The organism is Flavobacterium cheniae (genome assembly GCF_004363695.1).
GTDB classification, from domain to species: Bacteria; Bacteroidota; Bacteroidia; order Flavobacteriales; family Flavobacteriaceae; genus Flavobacterium; species Flavobacterium cheniae.
Window position 1 is genome coordinate 631490 of the sequence record NZ_SNZC01000002.1, and the last position, 16659, is coordinate 648148.

At 32.9% G+C, this 16659-nt stretch carries 13 protein-coding genes; 10 read left to right on the top strand and 3 right to left on the bottom strand.

What is annotated here, in order from left to right:
• The first annotated feature begins 85 nt into the window (after positions 1 to 85).
• From C8D80_RS07920 to C8D80_RS07950, 7 genes are all read left to right on the top strand, one after another.
• Positions 86 to 3415 (top strand): DUF4175 family protein, encoded by a 3330-nt coding sequence (locus C8D80_RS07920; protein ID WP_162845046.1) that lies wholly within the window; start codon positions 86 to 88, stop codon positions 3413 to 3415.
• On the top strand, positions 3408 to 3827 hold the full coding sequence (gene ybeY, locus C8D80_RS07925; RefSeq protein WP_133609111.1) for an rRNA maturation RNase YbeY: 420 nt from the start codon (positions 3408 to 3410) through the stop codon (positions 3825 to 3827). The genes C8D80_RS07920 and ybeY overlap by 8 nt, the downstream gene beginning before the upstream one ends.
• A gap of 56 nt (positions 3828 to 3883) precedes the next feature.
• Complete coding sequence (gene mnmG / locus C8D80_RS07930) at positions 3884 to 5755, top strand: tRNA uridine-5-carboxymethylaminomethyl(34) synthesis enzyme MnmG (protein WP_133609113.1); 1872 nt, start codon at positions 3884 to 3886, stop codon at positions 5753 to 5755.
• Between the two features lie 135 nt (positions 5756 to 5890).
• Entirely contained in the window at positions 5891 to 6739 is an 849-nt protein-coding gene (locus C8D80_RS07935; RefSeq protein ID WP_133609115.1) for a class I SAM-dependent methyltransferase, read from the top strand.
• A 241-nt stretch (positions 6740 to 6980) separates the two neighbouring features.
• Positions 6981 to 7556, top strand: a complete 576-nt coding sequence (locus tag C8D80_RS07940) for an OmpH family outer membrane protein (protein ID WP_133609117.1) — start codon at positions 6981 to 6983, stop codon at positions 7554 to 7556.
• 76 nt (positions 7557 to 7632) lie between these two features.
• A complete protein-coding gene (locus C8D80_RS07945) occupies positions 7633 to 9906 on the top strand; it encodes a helix-turn-helix domain-containing protein (protein ID WP_133609119.1) in 2274 nt (757 codons plus the stop codon).
• A 123-nt stretch (positions 9907 to 10029) separates the two neighbouring features.
• Positions 10030 to 10341, top strand: a complete 312-nt coding sequence (locus C8D80_RS07950) for a GIY-YIG nuclease family protein (protein WP_133609124.1) — start codon at positions 10030 to 10032, stop codon at positions 10339 to 10341.
• A gap of 182 nt (positions 10342 to 10523) precedes the next feature.
• Here C8D80_RS07950 and C8D80_RS07955 read toward each other — a convergent pair whose 3' ends face one another.
• Genes C8D80_RS07955 through C8D80_RS07965 form a run of 3 tightly spaced genes read right to left on the bottom strand, consistent with a single transcriptional unit; the run spans position 10524 to position 12689 of the window.
• The gene (locus C8D80_RS07955) at positions 10524 to 11087 is read right to left on the bottom strand and encodes a hypothetical protein (protein WP_133609126.1); all 564 of its coding nucleotides are present in this window, start codon (positions 11085 to 11087) and stop codon (positions 10524 to 10526) included.
• Positions 11088 to 11145: 58 nt separating this feature from the next.
• Positions 11146 to 11535 carry a DoxX family membrane protein gene (locus C8D80_RS07960; protein ID WP_133609128.1) on the bottom strand — a complete coding sequence of 130 codons (390 nt, stop codon included), beginning with the start codon at positions 11533 to 11535 and terminating at the stop codon, positions 11146 to 11148.
• A gap of 2 nt (positions 11536 to 11537) precedes the next feature.
• Positions 11538 to 12689 (bottom strand): DNA polymerase III subunit, encoded by a 1152-nt coding sequence (locus C8D80_RS07965; protein ID WP_133609130.1) that lies wholly within the window; start codon positions 12687 to 12689, stop codon positions 11538 to 11540.
• Positions 12690 to 12845: 156 nt separating this feature from the next.
• On the opposite strand from C8D80_RS07965, the gene C8D80_RS07970 reads away from it, so the two are divergent.
• From C8D80_RS07970 to C8D80_RS07980, 3 genes are all read left to right on the top strand, one after another.
• Positions 12846 to 14033 carry a phosphoglycerate kinase gene (locus C8D80_RS07970; RefSeq protein WP_133609132.1) on the top strand — a complete coding sequence of 396 codons (1188 nt, stop codon included), beginning with the start codon at positions 12846 to 12848 and terminating at the stop codon, positions 14031 to 14033.
• Between the two features lie 65 nt (positions 14034 to 14098).
• Positions 14099 to 15637, top strand: coding sequence for a lytic transglycosylase domain-containing protein (locus tag C8D80_RS07975; protein ID WP_133609134.1), 1539 nt, complete (start codon positions 14099 to 14101; stop codon positions 15635 to 15637).
• A 16-nt stretch (positions 15638 to 15653) separates the two neighbouring features.
• On the top strand, positions 15654 to 16637 hold the full coding sequence (locus C8D80_RS07980; RefSeq protein WP_133609136.1) for a DUF4837 family protein: 984 nt from the start codon (positions 15654 to 15656) through the stop codon (positions 16635 to 16637).
• Positions 16638 to 16659: the final 22 nt, after the last annotated feature.

Consider the following 16659-nt stretch of genomic DNA (forward strand, 5'->3'; position numbering starts at 1 on the left):
TAAATGTTAAGTTTCACTAAAAACCTATTGACTAATCTCACAAGATGTTGTAATTTTATCGGTTATAAACAGTATATCAACAATCTTGGAAGCAAAAAGCATTATTTTCGATAAGCTCGAAGGGTTTATCAAGAAGTTTTACACCAACGAACTGATAAAAGGAGTCATTCTTTTCATCGGATTGGGCTTGTTGTATTTCATTTTTACCTTATTGATTGAATACTTTTTATGGTTATCCACCTCCGGAAGAACTATTTTGTTTTGGTTGTTCGTTGGCGTAGAATCGTTTTTATTGATTCGATTCATTGCTTTTCCGTTGTTCAAATTATTCAAATTGCAACAAGGAATCAATTATGAACAAGCTTCTGAGATTATTGGAAATCATTTTTCCGAAGTGCAAGACAAGTTGTTGAACTTTTTACAATTGGCCAATCAAAGTCAAACTTCGGAATTATTAGCGGCTTCTATCGAACAAAAAGCAGCTTCGTTACAACCGATTCCGTTTTCTAATGCGGTGAATTTTGCCAAGAATAAGAAGTTTTTACCTTATGCGATTATTCCAATCCTATTATTGATTCTATTTTTCGTTACCGGAAATTCCGAAATCATTTCGAATAGTTTTGCTCGTGTATTGAATTATGAAACTAAATACGCTCCGCCTGCTCCATTTGAATTTGTGGTTTTGAATAAATCATTAACTGCGCAACAGAATTCCGATTTTGTTTTACAAGTGAAAACACAAGGAAAAGTTATGCCTGAAAATATTGCTATTCAAATTGGTGATGAAGAATATTTTTTACAAACCACAAAACCAGGAGTTTTTGAATATACGTTTTCTAAATTGTCAAAAGATGTTACTTTTTCGCTTTTAGCGAATGGATTAAATTCGAAAGAGTATCAGATTGATGTGGTAGATGTTCCAACGATTGCCAACTTTGAAATGGTCTTGCAATATCCTTCCTACTTAGGTAAAAAATCGGAAGTGATTCAAGGAACTGGAAATGCTGTGGTTCCTGAAGGTACGGTTGTAACTTGGAGAATTAATGCCTTAGCAACTGATAAAGTTAGTTTCAAAACGAATAATCAAGTGAGTGTTTTCGCTAATAAAGAAAATAACTTTTCGCTTTCAAGAAGAATATCAGATAATTTAAGTTACGAAGTAATTACATCGAATAGAAACATTAACGAGTTCGAAAAATTGTCGTATCAAATCGCAACTATCAAAGATCAATACCCAACCATTTCGGTTCAAATTGCTCCTGATTCATTAAAGTTAAAATCGAAAATGATGATTGGTCAAGTTGCCGATGATCATGGTTTATCAAAATTGCAAGTTGTTTTTTATCCGAAAGGAAATCCAAGTGCAGTTCGAAAAGCGAATTTAGCCATTAATAAACAAGCAGTGGACCAATTTATTTATTCATTTCCTAATGGCTTATCGATTGAAGAAGGTGTAAATTACGAATATTACTTTGAAGTGTTTGATAATGATGTAGTTAACAATTATAAAAGCACAAAATCATCTGTTTTTCTTCATTATGAATTGACTGAAGACCAAAAAGAAGACAAACAATTGCAAGAGCAGAATGAAAACATCAATAGTTTAGAAAAATCGCTTCAAAATCAAGAGAAGCAAATTTCGGAATTAGACAAACTGCAAAAAATGAATAAAGAGAAATCTAATTTAGATTTCAAAGATCAAAAGAAAGTCGAAGATTTTATCAATCGTCAAAAACAACAAGACGAAATGATGAAAGAATTTACAAAAAAGCTAACGGAGAATTTGGAAGAATTCAATCCAAAATCACAAGATAAAGACAAAGAAGAATTATTACGCCGTTTAGAAGAAGCTGAAAAGCAAGCAGAGAAAAATGAAAAACTTTTAAAAGAACTTGAAGAGCTTTCTAAGAAATTAGAGAAAGATCAATTGTTTGATAAAGCTGATAAACTAAAACAAAATGCAAAAAATCAACAACAGAATTTAGAACAGTTAGTTGAATTGACGAAACGTTTTTATGTGGAACAAAAGGCGGAACAAATCGCAGATAAATTAGACAAGCTTGCTGAGAAGGAAGAAAAATTAGCTGATGATGCTAAAGATAATAACAAGGAAAATCAAGACGCTATCAATAAAGAGTTTGACGATATTAAGAAAGAACTGGAAGAACTAGATAAAGAAAACAAAGAATTAAAAGCTCCAATGGATATTCCTAATGATAAGAATGAACAAGAGGATGTAAAAAAAGACATGGAGAAAGCTTCTGACGAATTGCAAAAACAAAACCAGCAGAAAGCAAAACCGAAGCAAAAATCAGCTGCTTCAAAGATGAAACAAATGAGTCAGAAAATGGCCCAATCTATGCAATCCGGTGAAATGGAACAAATGCAAGAAGATGCTAAATTGTTACGTCAGATACTTGATAATTTATTAGCTTTTTCATTCGACGAAGAGAGTTTAATTAAGACTACAAATTCATCTGAAGTACGTTCTTTACAATTGAATAAAGTATTAAAAAAGCAACAAGATTTAAAATTACAATTCAAACACGTTGACGATAGTTTGTTTTCTGTTGCCTTACGTAATCCAAAAATTACTGAAACGATTCTTAATGAAGTTGGTGAAATTCATTATAATTTAGACAAGACTTTAGAAACCTTAGCAGATAATAATATTCAGAAAGGAGCTTCACATCAACAATATGTTTTAACTTCTGCCAACCGTTTAGCTGATTATTTGAGCAATGTGCAAAGCGAAATGAATATGGAAATGCAAGGTCAAGGTTCCGGAAAAGGAAAACCAAAACCGGGACAAGGCAAAGGTGGAATGCAACTTCCAGATATCATCAAGCAACAAGAAGGCCTTGGTGAGAAAATGAAAGATGGAATGAAACCTGGAGATAAGCCTGGCGACAAACCCGGAGATAAGCCTGGCGACAAACCCGGTCTGGGAAAACAAAAGGGACAATCTGGTGAGAATGGTGAAAATGGCGAAAACGGTTCTGAAGGAAACGCAGGTAAAGTATTAGATATTTTAAAAGAGCAAAGACAACTTCGTGACGCACTTCAAAAAGCATTAGAAAAAGAAGGAATGACAGGTCAAGGACAGAATGCTTTAAATCAAATGAAGGATATCGAAAAACAACTAATTAATAAAGGTTTTAAAAACGAGACCTTGCAAAAGATGTTGAATTTAAAATACGAACTTTTAAAGTTAGAAAAAGCAATTCAGCAACAAGGAGAAGATACTAAACGTCAATCTAAAACGAATGACAAAAACTATAATGGTAGCACTACTCCACTTTCAAAGGAATTAAAAGAATATCTGAATAGTGTTGAAATATTAAACAGACAAAGCTTACCTTTGCAACCCAATTTTAACCAGAAGGTTCAAAACTATTTTAAAAGCAATGATTAGTTTTAATTACGAAACAGATTTCGAACTCGACAACGAAGAGCAATATGAAGATTGGATTTCCCGTATTATTGAATCCGAAGGATTTGATGAAGGGGAAATCAATTATATCTTTTGTGATGACGAATACCTACATAAAATCAATGTTGAGTATCTAGATCACGATACTCTAACGGATATTATTAGCTTTGATTACACGGTAGGAAATTTAATACAAGGCGATATTTTTGTTTCTGTTGAGCGAGTAAAGGATAACGCTAATGATTTTAACGTTTCTTTTGAAGAGGAACTAAAACGCGTTTTGTCTCATGGTGTCTTACACTATTGTGGTTACAAAGATAAATCTCCAAAAGACGAAGCTTTAATGCGCTCGAAAGAAGAAGAAAAAATGCAAATGTTTCACGTGGAACATTAAGCTTATAAACTAGAATTTTTTTAAATGTTTCACGTGGAACATAATATTTATAAAAGATGTTTTTAAATCAATATGATGTAATTGTTGTGGGTGCTGGTCACGCTGGTTGTGAAGCTGCTGCTGCTGCTGCCAACATGGGGTGCTCTACGCTTTTGGTGACAATGAATCTTCAAAACATTGCACAGATGTCGTGTAATCCTGCTATGGGAGGAATTGCAAAAGGACAAATTGTGCGTGAGATTGATGCCTTGGGAGGATACTCTGGAATTGTTTCTGACAAGACCGCGATCCAATTCAAGATGTTGAATAAATCAAAAGGACCTGCAATGTGGTCTCCAAGAGTGCAATCGGACAGAATGCGTTTTTCGGATGAGTGGAGAACCATGTTGGAGAATACTCCGAATTTGGATTTCTACCAAGAAATGGTGGCTGGGATTTTAGCAGAGAACGGAAAGATTGTAGGAGTGAAAACTTCTCTTGGAGTGGAAATCAAAGCGAAGTCGGTTGTGTTGACAAACGGAACTTTTTTGAACGGATTGATTCATATTGGTGATAAACAATTTGGTGGTGGTCGTGCAGGAGAAAGTGCTTCTTTTGGAATCACTGAAGATTTAGTAAAATTAGGTTTCGAATCAGGAAGAATGAAAACTGGAACACCTCCACGAGTAGATGGTCGTTCTTTGGATTTTTCTAAAATGACAGAACAACCTGGCGATGATGTTCCAGAAAAGTTTTCGTATTCGAATTTGACCGCTCCATTAAAAACACAACGTTCTTGTTGGATGTCGTATACTTCATTAGAAGTGCACGATATTTTACGTGAAGGTTTTGATAGAAGTCCAATGTTCAACGGAAGAATAAAAAGTTTAGGCCCGAGATATTGTCCTTCGATTGAAGATAAGATTAATCGTTTTGCAGATAAAGAACGTCACCAACTATTTGTTGAACCAGAAGGTTGGACAACTTGTGAATATTATATCAACGGATTCTCAACTTCGTTACCAGAAGATGTTCAGTTCAAAGCTTTACGTTCGGTAGCCGGATTCGAGAATGTGAAATTTTTCAGACCTGGTTATGCTATCGAATACGATTACTTCCCTCCTACGCAATTACAACACACCTTAGAAACTAAATTAGTTGAAGGTTTGTATTTCGCAGGACAAATTAATGGAACAACTGGTTACGAAGAAGCAGCATCTCAAGGTTTAATGGCTGGAATAAATGCTGCTTTAAAAGTTCAGAATAGAGAACCGTTTATCCTTAAAAGAGATGAAGCGTATATTGGAGTTTTAATTGACGACTTAATTACTAAAGGTACAGAAGAACCATATCGCATGTTTACTTCTCGTGCCGAATACAGAACCTTATTGCGTCAAGATAATGCAGATTTTAGATTAACGCCAAAAGCATTTGAAATTGGTTTAGCTAAAGAAGAGCGTTTGATTCGTATGGAACAAAAATTCTCTCAATCGGATGCGATGGTAAATTTCTTTAGAGAAACAAGTCTAAAACCAGAAGAAGCAAATCCTATATTAGAAGCCAAAGGTTCTGCACCAATGAGTCAACCTGATAAAATGTTTAAAGTGTTTTCTCGTCCACAATTGGATTTGGAAGATTTTAGAAAATTTAAAAAAGTAGCAGCTTATATTGAAGAACACGATTTAGATCAAGAAGTAGTTGAGCAAGCTGAAATTCAAGTGAAGTATTCTGGTTATATCGAAAAGGAAAAAAATAATGCCGATAAGTTGACTCGTTTAGAAGATATGGTTATTCCAGATAATTTCAATTTCGATAAAATCCAATCGATTTCAATTGAAGCCAAACAAAAATTAAATAAAATTCGACCAAGAACTATCGCACAAGCATCACGAATTAGTGGAGTTTCGCCAAGTGATATTTCGGTGTTGTTAATATACATGGGTCGATAGATAATAGATTAAAGAAAAAGAATATAGACGAAATCTTTTCTCTTTGTTCTTTTTTCATTGCTCTTTTAAAATGTTTCACGTGAAACAACGCTGTCAACCCTATTAAAATAAGCCTTTCGCATAAAAATAAAATAAATGAATTTTTTAGAAGATAAAAGTTTTATTACCGTTAAAGATTTTTCAGTTTCTGGAGAATCTTTTTCCTTGTTGTTAAATGAAGAATATCAAATCTTAAAAACGCATCCGCAACCTACGTTAGATAAATTAGGTTCGTATTACGAATTTGAAGATTACATTTCGCACACCGATGGAAAACGTACGCTATTTGAAAAAATGTATCATTTCATCAAAAGAAAAGCCATTCGTGATAAAGTTAGTTTAATTAATTCGCACCAACCTTTGAAAGGAAGAATTCTAGATATTGGTGCCGGAACTGGAGATTTCCTTTTGGAATGTAAAAATCAGAATTGGGAAATCTTAGGAATTGAGCCTAATGATAAAGCAAAAGGAATTGCTGTTGGAAAAGGAATTAAATTTGGTGACACGATTGAAAAGTTAGAAAGTAATTCATTTGATGTGATTACGATGTGGCACGTTTTAGAACACGTTCCAGATGTTGAACATCAAGTAGCGGAATTAAAACGTTTGTTGAAACCATCAGGAACTATTATTATTGCCGTTCCAAATTTCAAATCGTACGATGCAAATCATTACAAAGAGTTTTGGGCCGCTTATGATGTGCCAAGACATTTGTGGCATTTTTCAAAAACAGCAATTGAAAAATTATTCGACAAACAAAATATGAATCTAGAAGATATTAAACCAATGTGGTTTGATAGTTTTTATGTGTCACTTTTATCAGAAAAATATAAAACTGGGAAAATGAATTTTATTTCCGGATTTTTTATTGGTTTGATTTCAAATGTGTCGGGATTCTTTAAAAAGGAGTTTTCATCGCATATTTACGTGCTAAAAAACAAGTAAAAATCATTTTAAAGCGATTTTAGACAGTTTTTTATCTATTTCGACAAGATTTATTGTCTTTTTTTAAAAGATTTGACTTAGTCGATTTATGAAAGTTGTTTTTAATAGCTTGAATCTATCAAATTTTAAAATTGAAATAAGAAAATCTTATAGTTGAAAAATAAATAAAAAAGCAACAAATTTGTTACTTTACAACTTATTATTACTTTTACGAAAAATTATTAATTACCAATATACAACGATGAAAAAATTAGTATTGATTTTAGGTGTTGCATTAAGCGTTTTAGCATGTAACAAAACAGAAACAAGTTCAAAAGATTTTAAAACTGCATATATAGATACTGCTGAATTAATTGAGAAATACGAAAAATTCAAAGATGAAGATGATAAATTCAAAGTAAAATCTGAAGAATTAGGTCGCCCTTTAGAAGCTAAAGTAAGAGCTTTTCAAGCCGATGCACAAAGTTTTCAACAGAATGCTCAAGCAAAAGGACCTCAATGGGCACAACAAATGGGTGCTTCATTACAACAAAGAGAACAACAATTAGGAATGGAGCAAAATGCTTTAATTCAACAATTACAGCAAGAAGGTGCTGTTTTGAAAGACACTTTAATAAGTGAAGTTAAAAAATTCATTAAAGATTACGGAAAGAAAAAAGGATATGACTATATCTATGGAACAGGTGATGCTGCCACAGTTCTTTACGCTAAAGACAATTACGACATTACAAAAGAAGTTTTAAAAGAGCTTAACGATACTTATAAAGCTACTAAGAAAGATGACAAAGTAGCCACTAAGGAAGAAGAAAAAAAATAATTAAAAGTCCCGAGTAATCGGGACTTTTTTATTTCTATTCGTTTCTATATATTTGTATTTCAAATTTATAAGCCAAATGGAACCATTATCAGCCGCAGCCACTTACACCCTTCGATTTATTAATCAGACCAATAAATCCATCTTCCTTACCGGAAAAGCAGGAACCGGAAAAACCACACTTTTAAAGGAAATCATCGCCACAACACATAAAAATACGGTTGTTGTAGCACCCACAGGAATTGCCGCTTTAAACGCAAACGGCGTTACGATTCACTCAATGTTTCAGTTGCCTTTTGCTGCCTTTATTCCTGATAATAAGCAACTTCCTCACTTTTCAGACACCGTAAAATTTGAAAATCGCGATTCGTTAGGCCGTCATTTCAAAATGAATAACGTGAAACGTTCAGTAATTCGAAATATGGAATTGTTGGTAATTGATGAAGTATCTATGTTGCGTGCTGATGTTTTGGATGCCATGGATTTTATGATGCGAAAAGTCAGAAGAAACGAAAGACCTTTCGGCGGAGTTCAAGTGCTTTTTATAGGGGATTTACTACAATTACCACCAGTAGTGAAAAATGAAGAATGGGAAATGCTAAAGAATTATTATCGTGGTATGTTCTTTTTTCATTCGCACATTATTCAACAATATCCGCCTTTATACATCGAATTAGATAAAATTTTTCGTCAAACCGACGCCGAATTTATTGATGTTTTGAACAATTTACGACACAATAAAATCACTTCAGAAGATGTCAAAATTCTGAATCAATTTGTACAACCCAATTTTGATCTGAAGAAAAACAAAGGTTTCATCATTTTAACCACGCATAATTCCAAAGCAGATACAATAAATGCAAAATCTTTAGAAGATTTAGAAGGAAAGCAATTCACCTATTTACCAGAAATCACAGCTGATTTTCCAGAAAAAATTTATCCGTTAGAAGAAAAATTGCAACTTAAAGTCGGAGCGCAAGTCATGTTTATTAAAAACGATTTGAATTTCGAAAAACAATTCTTCAACGGAAAAATGGGCGTTATCAGTTCGTTAACCGAAAAAGAAATTTTTGTTCACTTTCCCGAAGAAAACAAAACGATTGAAGTAGAACGCTACGAATGGCAAAATATTCGCTACAAAGTCAACGAAAATACTAAAGAAATTGAAGAAGAAGTCATTGGAACTTTTGTCCACTACCCTATCAAATTGGCTTGGGCAATTACCGTTCATAAAAGTCAAGGCTTAACTTTCGACAAAGCAGCGCTCGATGTATCGCAAGTTTTTGCGCCTGGACAAGCGTATGTGGCTTTATCGCGTTTACGTTCGTTAAAAGGGCTTATTTTACTATCTCCGTTGCGAATGAATGGCATTTCTAGCGATGAAGAAGTACTTAATTATGCCGAAAACAAAGCTTCCGAAGAAATCTTACAACATTCGTTAGCTAAAGAGACCCTGTTTTTTTGGCTGAATACAATACTTAATTCATTTGATTTCAAAGAATTAGGTCAAGAATGGCGCAATCATTTGTTTAGTTACAATTCCGAAGCACCAAAATCACCAAAAACGAAGCATAACGATTGGGCAAAAAACCAACAAGAAAAAATCGCCGAAATTCTCGAACCTTCGGGGAAATTTCTATCGCAATTGCATAAAATTTTTTCTAATGAAAATCTCGATGTAAACTTTATAAAAGAGCGATGTGATGCGGCTTATCAATATTTTTTCAAAACTTTAGATGCAGTTGCAGAAGAATTGTTATTGAAAATTGAAGAAGTAAAACGCATCAAAAAAGTAAAAGCGTTTTATGATGAATTATTGGTTTTAGAAGAACTTCAAATCAAAGCGATTTTACAACTGAAAAAAGCAAAATTGCTCACCAACATCATTGTCGAAGGAAAAGAAATTTCGAAGAAAAATTTGATTTCGGAAGACATGAGTACTTATAAAATCAATAAGTTAGTAGTTGTAGCAGAACGCTTTAGAACTTCGCACGCGGCTTTAGTAGAAGACGATGAAGACGTTTCGTATTACACCGATTCGAAAAAGAAAAAAACAAAAGAGCCAAAGAAATCTACTATCGAAGATACTCTGGAATTGTGGAAACAAAACTTATCGATTTACGAAATTGCAAAACAGCGAAAACTTACACCACAAACCATTTACAACCATTTTACCAAGTTGATTCAAATGGAAATTGTACAACTTTCCGACATTTTACCAGAAGATAAAATTTCCGATTTAAAAGCCGCTTTCAAAAATTTTAAAGGTGAAAGTTTAGGCGAATTAAAAGAAATTCACGGCGATACATTCACTTGGGACGAGTTGCGATTGTATAAAGCGAGTTTAGGTTAAGAAAAAATTACCCGTTAAGTTTGTCATGCTGTCAAGCATCCCAAACAAAGTTTAAACCCAATCATTTGTTCAGTTTGTCATGCTGTTAAGCATCTCACAGATAACACTTTAAAAGCCAAAATCATGATCGAATTCACAGAAGGAATCTATAACTTTTACGTTTACATTCTAACAAACAAAGCCAAAACAGTTCTTTACACAGGTGTTACGAATAACTTAAAACGAAGATTACAAGAACACAACGAAAAACTAAATCCACAAAGTTTCACAGCTAAATACAATCTTAATTATTTGATTTATTATGAAAAATACGGTTGGATTCAACAAGCAATTGCACGAGAAAAGGAAATTAAATTACTCAGAAGAGATTTGAAATTGGAGTTAATAAAAGAATTCAATCCAAACATGGAATTTTTGAATAATCAGTTTTCATAGGAGCTACAAAGAGATGCTTGACAGCATGACAAACGTTGTGTTGAAGTTTTTGCGATTATTTTAACCTCAAAGTTGTCATGCTGTTAAGCATCTCTTGAACAAGTGAAGTATTATTTCAGTAGCTGATTTTTAGTGATAAAATTTGGAATTAGAAATTGAAGATAATAGTAATTTATGTTGTTTTATTCTCTGATAAAATAAACATAAATTACAACTATAACTCCTAGTAGATAAAATATATAATTGTATTTTAGACTAATATTGTTGACTAGATAGGATTCTTTAACTTTATTTTCGAAAACTATAGGAATTAAGCAAATCACAAAAAGTAAAAACATAATTACTGACATAAATATAACTTGATTTTTTTTATATCTCTCAGAATCAGAATAACTCATAAAGTTTTCATCATTTTTAGATAATGAATAGAGTCTGTTTTTATATTCAATAAAAGTTACAGTATCACCTTTTAAAATTTCACTTTTAAACTTCTCTTTCTTTAAATACTCGTATTCAGGACCAACTATTTCGTAAATCGAATTATCACCAACAAAATTTAGTACAACTGAATAGTTAATAGTTTTTGCTGTTCGAGTTGTTTTAAATGTTGGGGTTTCAGAAAGCACAGAAGTTTTTTCTTTTGAGTATTTTCTGTAATCATAAAAAGGTGTGAAAATGATATATGCAAACCAACTAATACTGGCTATTAAACCAATCCAATAAGGAATTTTGTTCTCAATTTTCATTTAAAAATAGTATTTGTAAATTTTTTGAAGAAATACAGAAATAACATTTACCCAAAAACTAATTCAACCAAAAAACCAATAATACAGCAGGAATAAAATAAATTACAATCGTTCTAGCACCATCATAATCTTTTGCTAATCGTTGTCCAAATAAAAGAAAAAGTAGTGTAATACAAGATAAAATGGCACCATAAAATCCTAAACCACGAATTACACCATCTTGCATGATGTTTTGAATAATTCCAGAAACACATAAAACACCCGAAACAATTTCTAAAAGCAATACAATTCCCAAAGCCAAAGGCACTTGCTTAGCTAAAACAGTATTTGAAAAGTGACCATTTAACCATTCTACATTGCCTTTCCAGTCTTTAATTTTATCATATCCAGATTGTAAAAAGGTAATTGCTAAAAAAGCCAAAACTAATAGTGGAGCTACTTGTGTCATAATTATGCGTTTTTGTGGATTAATCGAGTTAATTTTATAGATAAATCGGTTAAGATGATTTTGCTATTTCCGTTGCGTTCAATATGGTAAATAGCATCTTCTAATTCTTTGTAAATATCTGTAATATTTGCACCATTTACAAACGGAGCAAATTTTTCTAATTCAAATTTAGGCACTTTCGTTTCTAAGAAAACCAAGTCATTCGCTTTGTAATTCAGTAACAAAGCTTGTCTGAAAAAGTGAATGCAATAGTGTAAAAATTGTTTTTGTGTTTCTCTTCCGGTAGAAGCAATGTTTTCGCTCCAAGCAATTAAATCGTTAATAGCGGCTGCATTTCCTTTGGCACGAAAAGCACTTCTCACCCATTCAACAAACCATTCGTCAAACGGAAATTCATCATCCTCTTTTCGTAAAATATGTAAGGCTTTGTTATAATTTCCTTCGCTTTGATGTGCAATTTTTTTAGCAACTGTTGACTCACAATTTTCACGTGAAACCAAAGCTTCTGCAATTACACTTTCGCTCAAACCAATAAAATCAATTACTTGACAGCGCGAAAGAATCGTTTGCAACATATCGCTGGTGCTTTCGGTAATCAGAATAAAAACGGTTTTAGCTGGTGGTTCTTCTAATAATTTTAATAATTTATTTGCCGAAGGACCATTCATTTTATCAGCCATCCAAATGATCATTACTTTGTAACCACCTTCGTAGGCTTTTAACGATAATTTTTTGTTGATTTCCGTGGCTTCATCAACACCAATTAACCCTTGTTTGTTTTGAATTCCAAGGTTTTTCAACCAATCAAACAAACTTCCGTAAGGCGATTCGGTTAAAAATTGACGCCATTCTACCATGAAATTATCACTAACTGCATGACTTTTAACAGTATCAGTTCCAGCAACCGGAAAAACAAAATGCAAATCAGGATGTGAAAAATGTTCGAATTTTAGGTTACAAGCCGTGTTTTCTCCCACATTTTCACCACCAACATTGCCACACAAAATATATTGCGCATAAGCAATCGCCATGGGAAGTGTGCCACAACCTTCGGGACCCACAAATAATTGGGCGTGCGGAATTCTTCCGGCTTCGGCACTCTTAGTTAGGTGATTTTTAATGTGTTCTTGTCCTAAAATATCTTTGAAAAGCATGGAACAAACCTAATCAAAATTTACCAAAATTGGTAGAAAAGAAATCAAAAAATTGGTTTTGCAACATTTAAAAAAAACACAAAATATGATATTTGTTATAAAGATTTAAGATACAATAATTTATATTTGCAATCATTCGAATTAAAAAATCAATAAATGAAAACACTTAACGACTTCAATTTCAATAATAAAAAAGCAATTATCCGAGTAGACTTCAATGTGCCTTTAGATGAAAATTTTAAAGTTACAGATGCTACAAGAATCGAGGCTGCAAAGCCAACAATTGACAAAATATTGAAAGATGGCGGAAGTGTAATTTTAATGAGTCACTTAGGAAGACCAAAAGGTGTTGAAGCAAAATATTCGTTACAACATATCGTTGCAAAAACTGAAGAAATTTTAGGTCAAAAAGTACACTTTGCTTCAGATTGTATTGGAGAAATTGCTGAAAATGCAGCAAAAAATCTTCAACCAGGCGAAATTTTATTATTAGAAAACTTACGTTTCTATGCCGAAGAAGAAAAAGGTGATCTAGAATTCGCTAAAAAATTAGCTTCGTTAGGTGATATATATGTGAACGATGCTTTTGGAACGGCTCACAGAGCACACGCTTCCACAACCATTATTGCGCAATTTTTCCAAGATGCGAAATGCTTTGGTTATTTGTTAGCTAAAGAAATTGAAAGTATCGAAAAAGTATTGAAAAATTCAGAAAAACCAGTAGTTGCGATTTTAGGAGGAAGTAAAGTTTCTTCGAAAATTACGGTTATTGAAAATATATTAGATAAAGTAAACCACATGATTATTGGTGGTGGAATGACGTTTACTTTCATCAAAGCCTTAGGTGGAAAAATCGGAAATTCGATTTGTGAAGACGATAAATTAGAATTGGCCATCGAAATTTTAAAACAAGCTAAAGAAAAAGGTGTTCAAATTCACTTACCAGTTGATGTTGTTGCAGCCGATGCCTTTTCAAATGACGCCAATACACAAGTGGTAGATGTGAATAAAATTCCTGACGGTTGGCAAGGTTTAGATGCAGGCCCAAAATCGTTAGAAATTATCAAACGCATTATCTTAGATTCTAAAACGATTCTTTGGAACGGTCCATTAGGTGTTTTTGAAATGGAAAATTTTGCAAACGGAACAATTTCGTTAGGAGAATATATTGCAGAATCTACTGCAAATGGTGCTTTTTCACTCGTAGGTGGTGGCGATAGCGTTGCTGCTGTAAAACAATTTGGATTAGAGCCAAAGATGAGTTACGTTTCTACCGGAGGTGGAGCGATGTTAGAAATGCTGGAAGGTAGAACCTTACCTGGAATTGCAGCTATTTTAGATTAAGAATACAATAAAACGTTGGTTATTAAGTTATTAATGATTAGCATGCCCCAAAAACAAAAAACAGAATGAAAAAAACAATTATAATAACATCCCTTTTTCTGTCGCTTTTCAGTTTCGGACAAGAGAATGCAGAAAAAGAAAATTTACTTCCGTTGCCAAAAATGTCCTATTTGGATTCTTTGAAAACAACGTTTGTAAATCATAGCACAAGTAATTGTATTGATGAACGTTGGTTGTCGGAATTAGCAAGCACAGAATTGTCTGATAATATGTTTTCTGACATCTCGAATTTCAATGCAGATACCGAAGTAAGTTACGATTTATCTACAGAATTATTAAAAAAGCGATTGGCAAAAATGGATGCTAAATCGCCTTTTAATATCGAATACAATCCTGCTTTAGAAAACACGATTAAAGCCTTCTTGAAAAATCGTCCAAAAGCATTTGAGCGTTTAATGGCGGTATCAGAATATTATTTTCCAATGTTTGAAGAGCATTTAGCAAAATATAACATTCCGTTGGAATTGAAATATTTAGCTATCGTTGAATCAGCATTAAATCCTAGAGCGAAATCTCGTGTTGGCGCTTCAGGTTTGTGGCAATTTATGTATCCAACAGGAAAACAATACAATTTAGAAGTTACTTCTTATGTTGATGAACGTTACGATCCGCTAAAAGCAACGGAAGCAGCTTGTCAGTATTTATCAAGTTTGTACGGAATTTTTGGTGATTGGAGCATGGTTTTAGCAGCTTATAATTGCGGACCTGGAAATGTTTCAAAAGCAATTCGTCGTTCGGGCGGAAGCCAAAATTATTGGAACATTCGTAAAAACTTACCTAAAGAAACAGCGAATTATGTTCCTGCATTTTTAGCGACTTTTTACATTTACGAGTTCAAAAAAGAGCACGGAATTATGCCTAAAAAAGCACCATTAACGTATTTTGAGACTGACACAATTATGGTGAAAAAGCAAATGTCTTTCAAACATATTTCGGAGTTATTGGATATTTCGGAAGAGCAATTAGAGTTTTTAAATCCGATTTATAAATTAAAAGTAATTCCGTTTGAAGCAGATGAACCGCATTACTTGCGTTTGCCAAAAAATAAAATGGGATTATTTGTTTCTAACGAAGAGAAAATTTACGCTTATTTGAATTATTTAGAAACCTATAAAGAAAAAACAAAATCGGAATTTATTGCTTCCACTTCAAAAGATTCGATAGCATCTACTGCGGATTCCACATATGTAAGTAAACCTAAATTTGAGCGAAAAACACAGTTTCACACCATCAAAAGCGGTGAAAGTTTAGGAAAAATTGCCGATAAGTATAATGTTTCCATAACTGAACTAAAAAAATGGAATAACATAAAAGGAAATAACATACAGGCAGGAAAAAAATTAAAAATTTATTCGGATAAAAAAGTAATCGTTAAAACAGAGTCTAAATCTAATAACGACGGGACTTATACCGTTAAAAGTGGTGATTCATTATTTTCAATTTCAAAACAATTTCCAGGCGTTTCCATAGAAGATATTAAAAAATGGAACGATATTAGCGGTGATAATATTCAACCCGGAATGAAATTAAAAATTAACGGATAATCAATTGTTTTACCCCATGAAAAAATTAGCAGTTTTAACTTTCGTAGCCTTATCGTTTTTATCTTGTAAAGAAACTTCTAAAGAAGAAACGCAAGCCATTTTATCAGATTCTAATGGTAAAATCAATAACGTTTCTATTATTATTGACGATAACTTATGGAACGGAGAAATTGGAGATAGCATTCGTAAAAAGTTTGCCGCTCCCGTAGATGGTTTACCACAAGAAGAACCATTGTTTACTTTAAATCAATATCCAACAAAGGTTTTTGAAGGATTTGTTCGCAAAAGTCGAAACATCATTATTGTTAAAAAAGATAAAGAAGCTGGATATGCTTCGAATACCAACAAATATGCAAAACCCCAAAATGTGTTTTTCATTTCTGGTACAGATACCGAAGATGTTTTAAAGGTTTTGGAAGAAAAATCACCCGAAATTATTAAAACAATCAAAGCATCGGAAGTGATTGAGAATCAAATCCGAATGAAAAAATCGTTGGTTCCAGATACTCAAGTGCAAAGTAAGTTTGGTGTGAGTTTGCAAATTGGTTTTGGTTATAAATACGATATGGTAAAAGATAATTTCATTTGGTTAAGAAAAGAATTTACCTCAGGTTATAACAGTATTTTGATTTATCAGGTTCCAATTGAAAAAGTAGAAAAAGATAACAATATCATCGCTAACATTACAGCAATGCGTGATGAAGTTGGAAAAGCTAACATTCACGGAACACTACCAAATACATGGATGATTACGGAAGCAGCTTATGCTCCCTATTTGTTTGATGTAACCGTTGCAGGTAAAAAAACGTATTTAACCAAAGGAACTTGGGAATTAAAAAACGATTTCATGGCTGGACCATTTGTTAATTACGCAATCAAAGACACTAAAAACAATCGTTATTTAATTTTAGAAGGATTCACGTATAATCCATCAAAATCGAAGCGCGATTTGGTTTTCGAGCTAGAAGCTATTATTCAATCTGTTAAGTTTTTAAAATAATATTAAGTTCCCTTCATTGGGA

Bases quoted from the DNA above. Each gene is read 5' to 3' on its own strand.
- C8D80_RS07935 (WP_133609115.1), top strand. From the start codon at position 5,891: ATGAATTTTTTAGAAGATAAAAGTTTTATTACCGTTAAAGATTTTTCA.
- C8D80_RS07950 (WP_133609124.1), top strand. From the start codon at position 10,030: ATGATCGAATTCACAGAAGGAATCTATAACTTTTACGTTTACATTCTA.
- C8D80_RS07975 (WP_133609134.1), top strand. From the start codon at position 14,099: ATGAAAAAAACAATTATAATAACATCCCTTTTTCTGTCGCTTTTCAGT.
- C8D80_RS07940 (WP_133609117.1), top strand. From the start codon at position 6,981: ATGAAAAAATTAGTATTGATTTTAGGTGTTGCATTAAGCGTTTTAGCA.
- C8D80_RS07960 (WP_133609128.1), bottom strand. From the start codon at position 11,535: ATGACACAAGTAGCTCCACTATTAGTTTTGGCTTTTTTAGCAATTACC.
- C8D80_RS07945 (WP_133609119.1), top strand. From the start codon at position 7,633: ATGGAACCATTATCAGCCGCAGCCACTTACACCCTTCGATTTATTAAT.
- C8D80_RS07980 (WP_133609136.1), top strand. From the start codon at position 15,654: ATGAAAAAATTAGCAGTTTTAACTTTCGTAGCCTTATCGTTTTTATCT.
- C8D80_RS07970 (WP_133609132.1), top strand. From the start codon at position 12,846: ATGAAAACACTTAACGACTTCAATTTCAATAATAAAAAAGCAATTATC.
- ybeY (WP_133609111.1), top strand. From the start codon at position 3,408: ATGATTAGTTTTAATTACGAAACAGATTTCGAACTCGACAACGAAGAG.
- C8D80_RS07965 (WP_133609130.1), bottom strand. From the start codon at position 12,689: ATGCTTTTCAAAGATATTTTAGGACAAGAACACATTAAAAATCACCTA.
- mnmG (WP_133609113.1), top strand. From the start codon at position 3,884: ATGTTTTTAAATCAATATGATGTAATTGTTGTGGGTGCTGGTCACGCT.
- C8D80_RS07955 (WP_133609126.1), bottom strand. From the start codon at position 11,087: ATGAAAATTGAGAACAAAATTCCTTATTGGATTGGTTTAATAGCCAGT.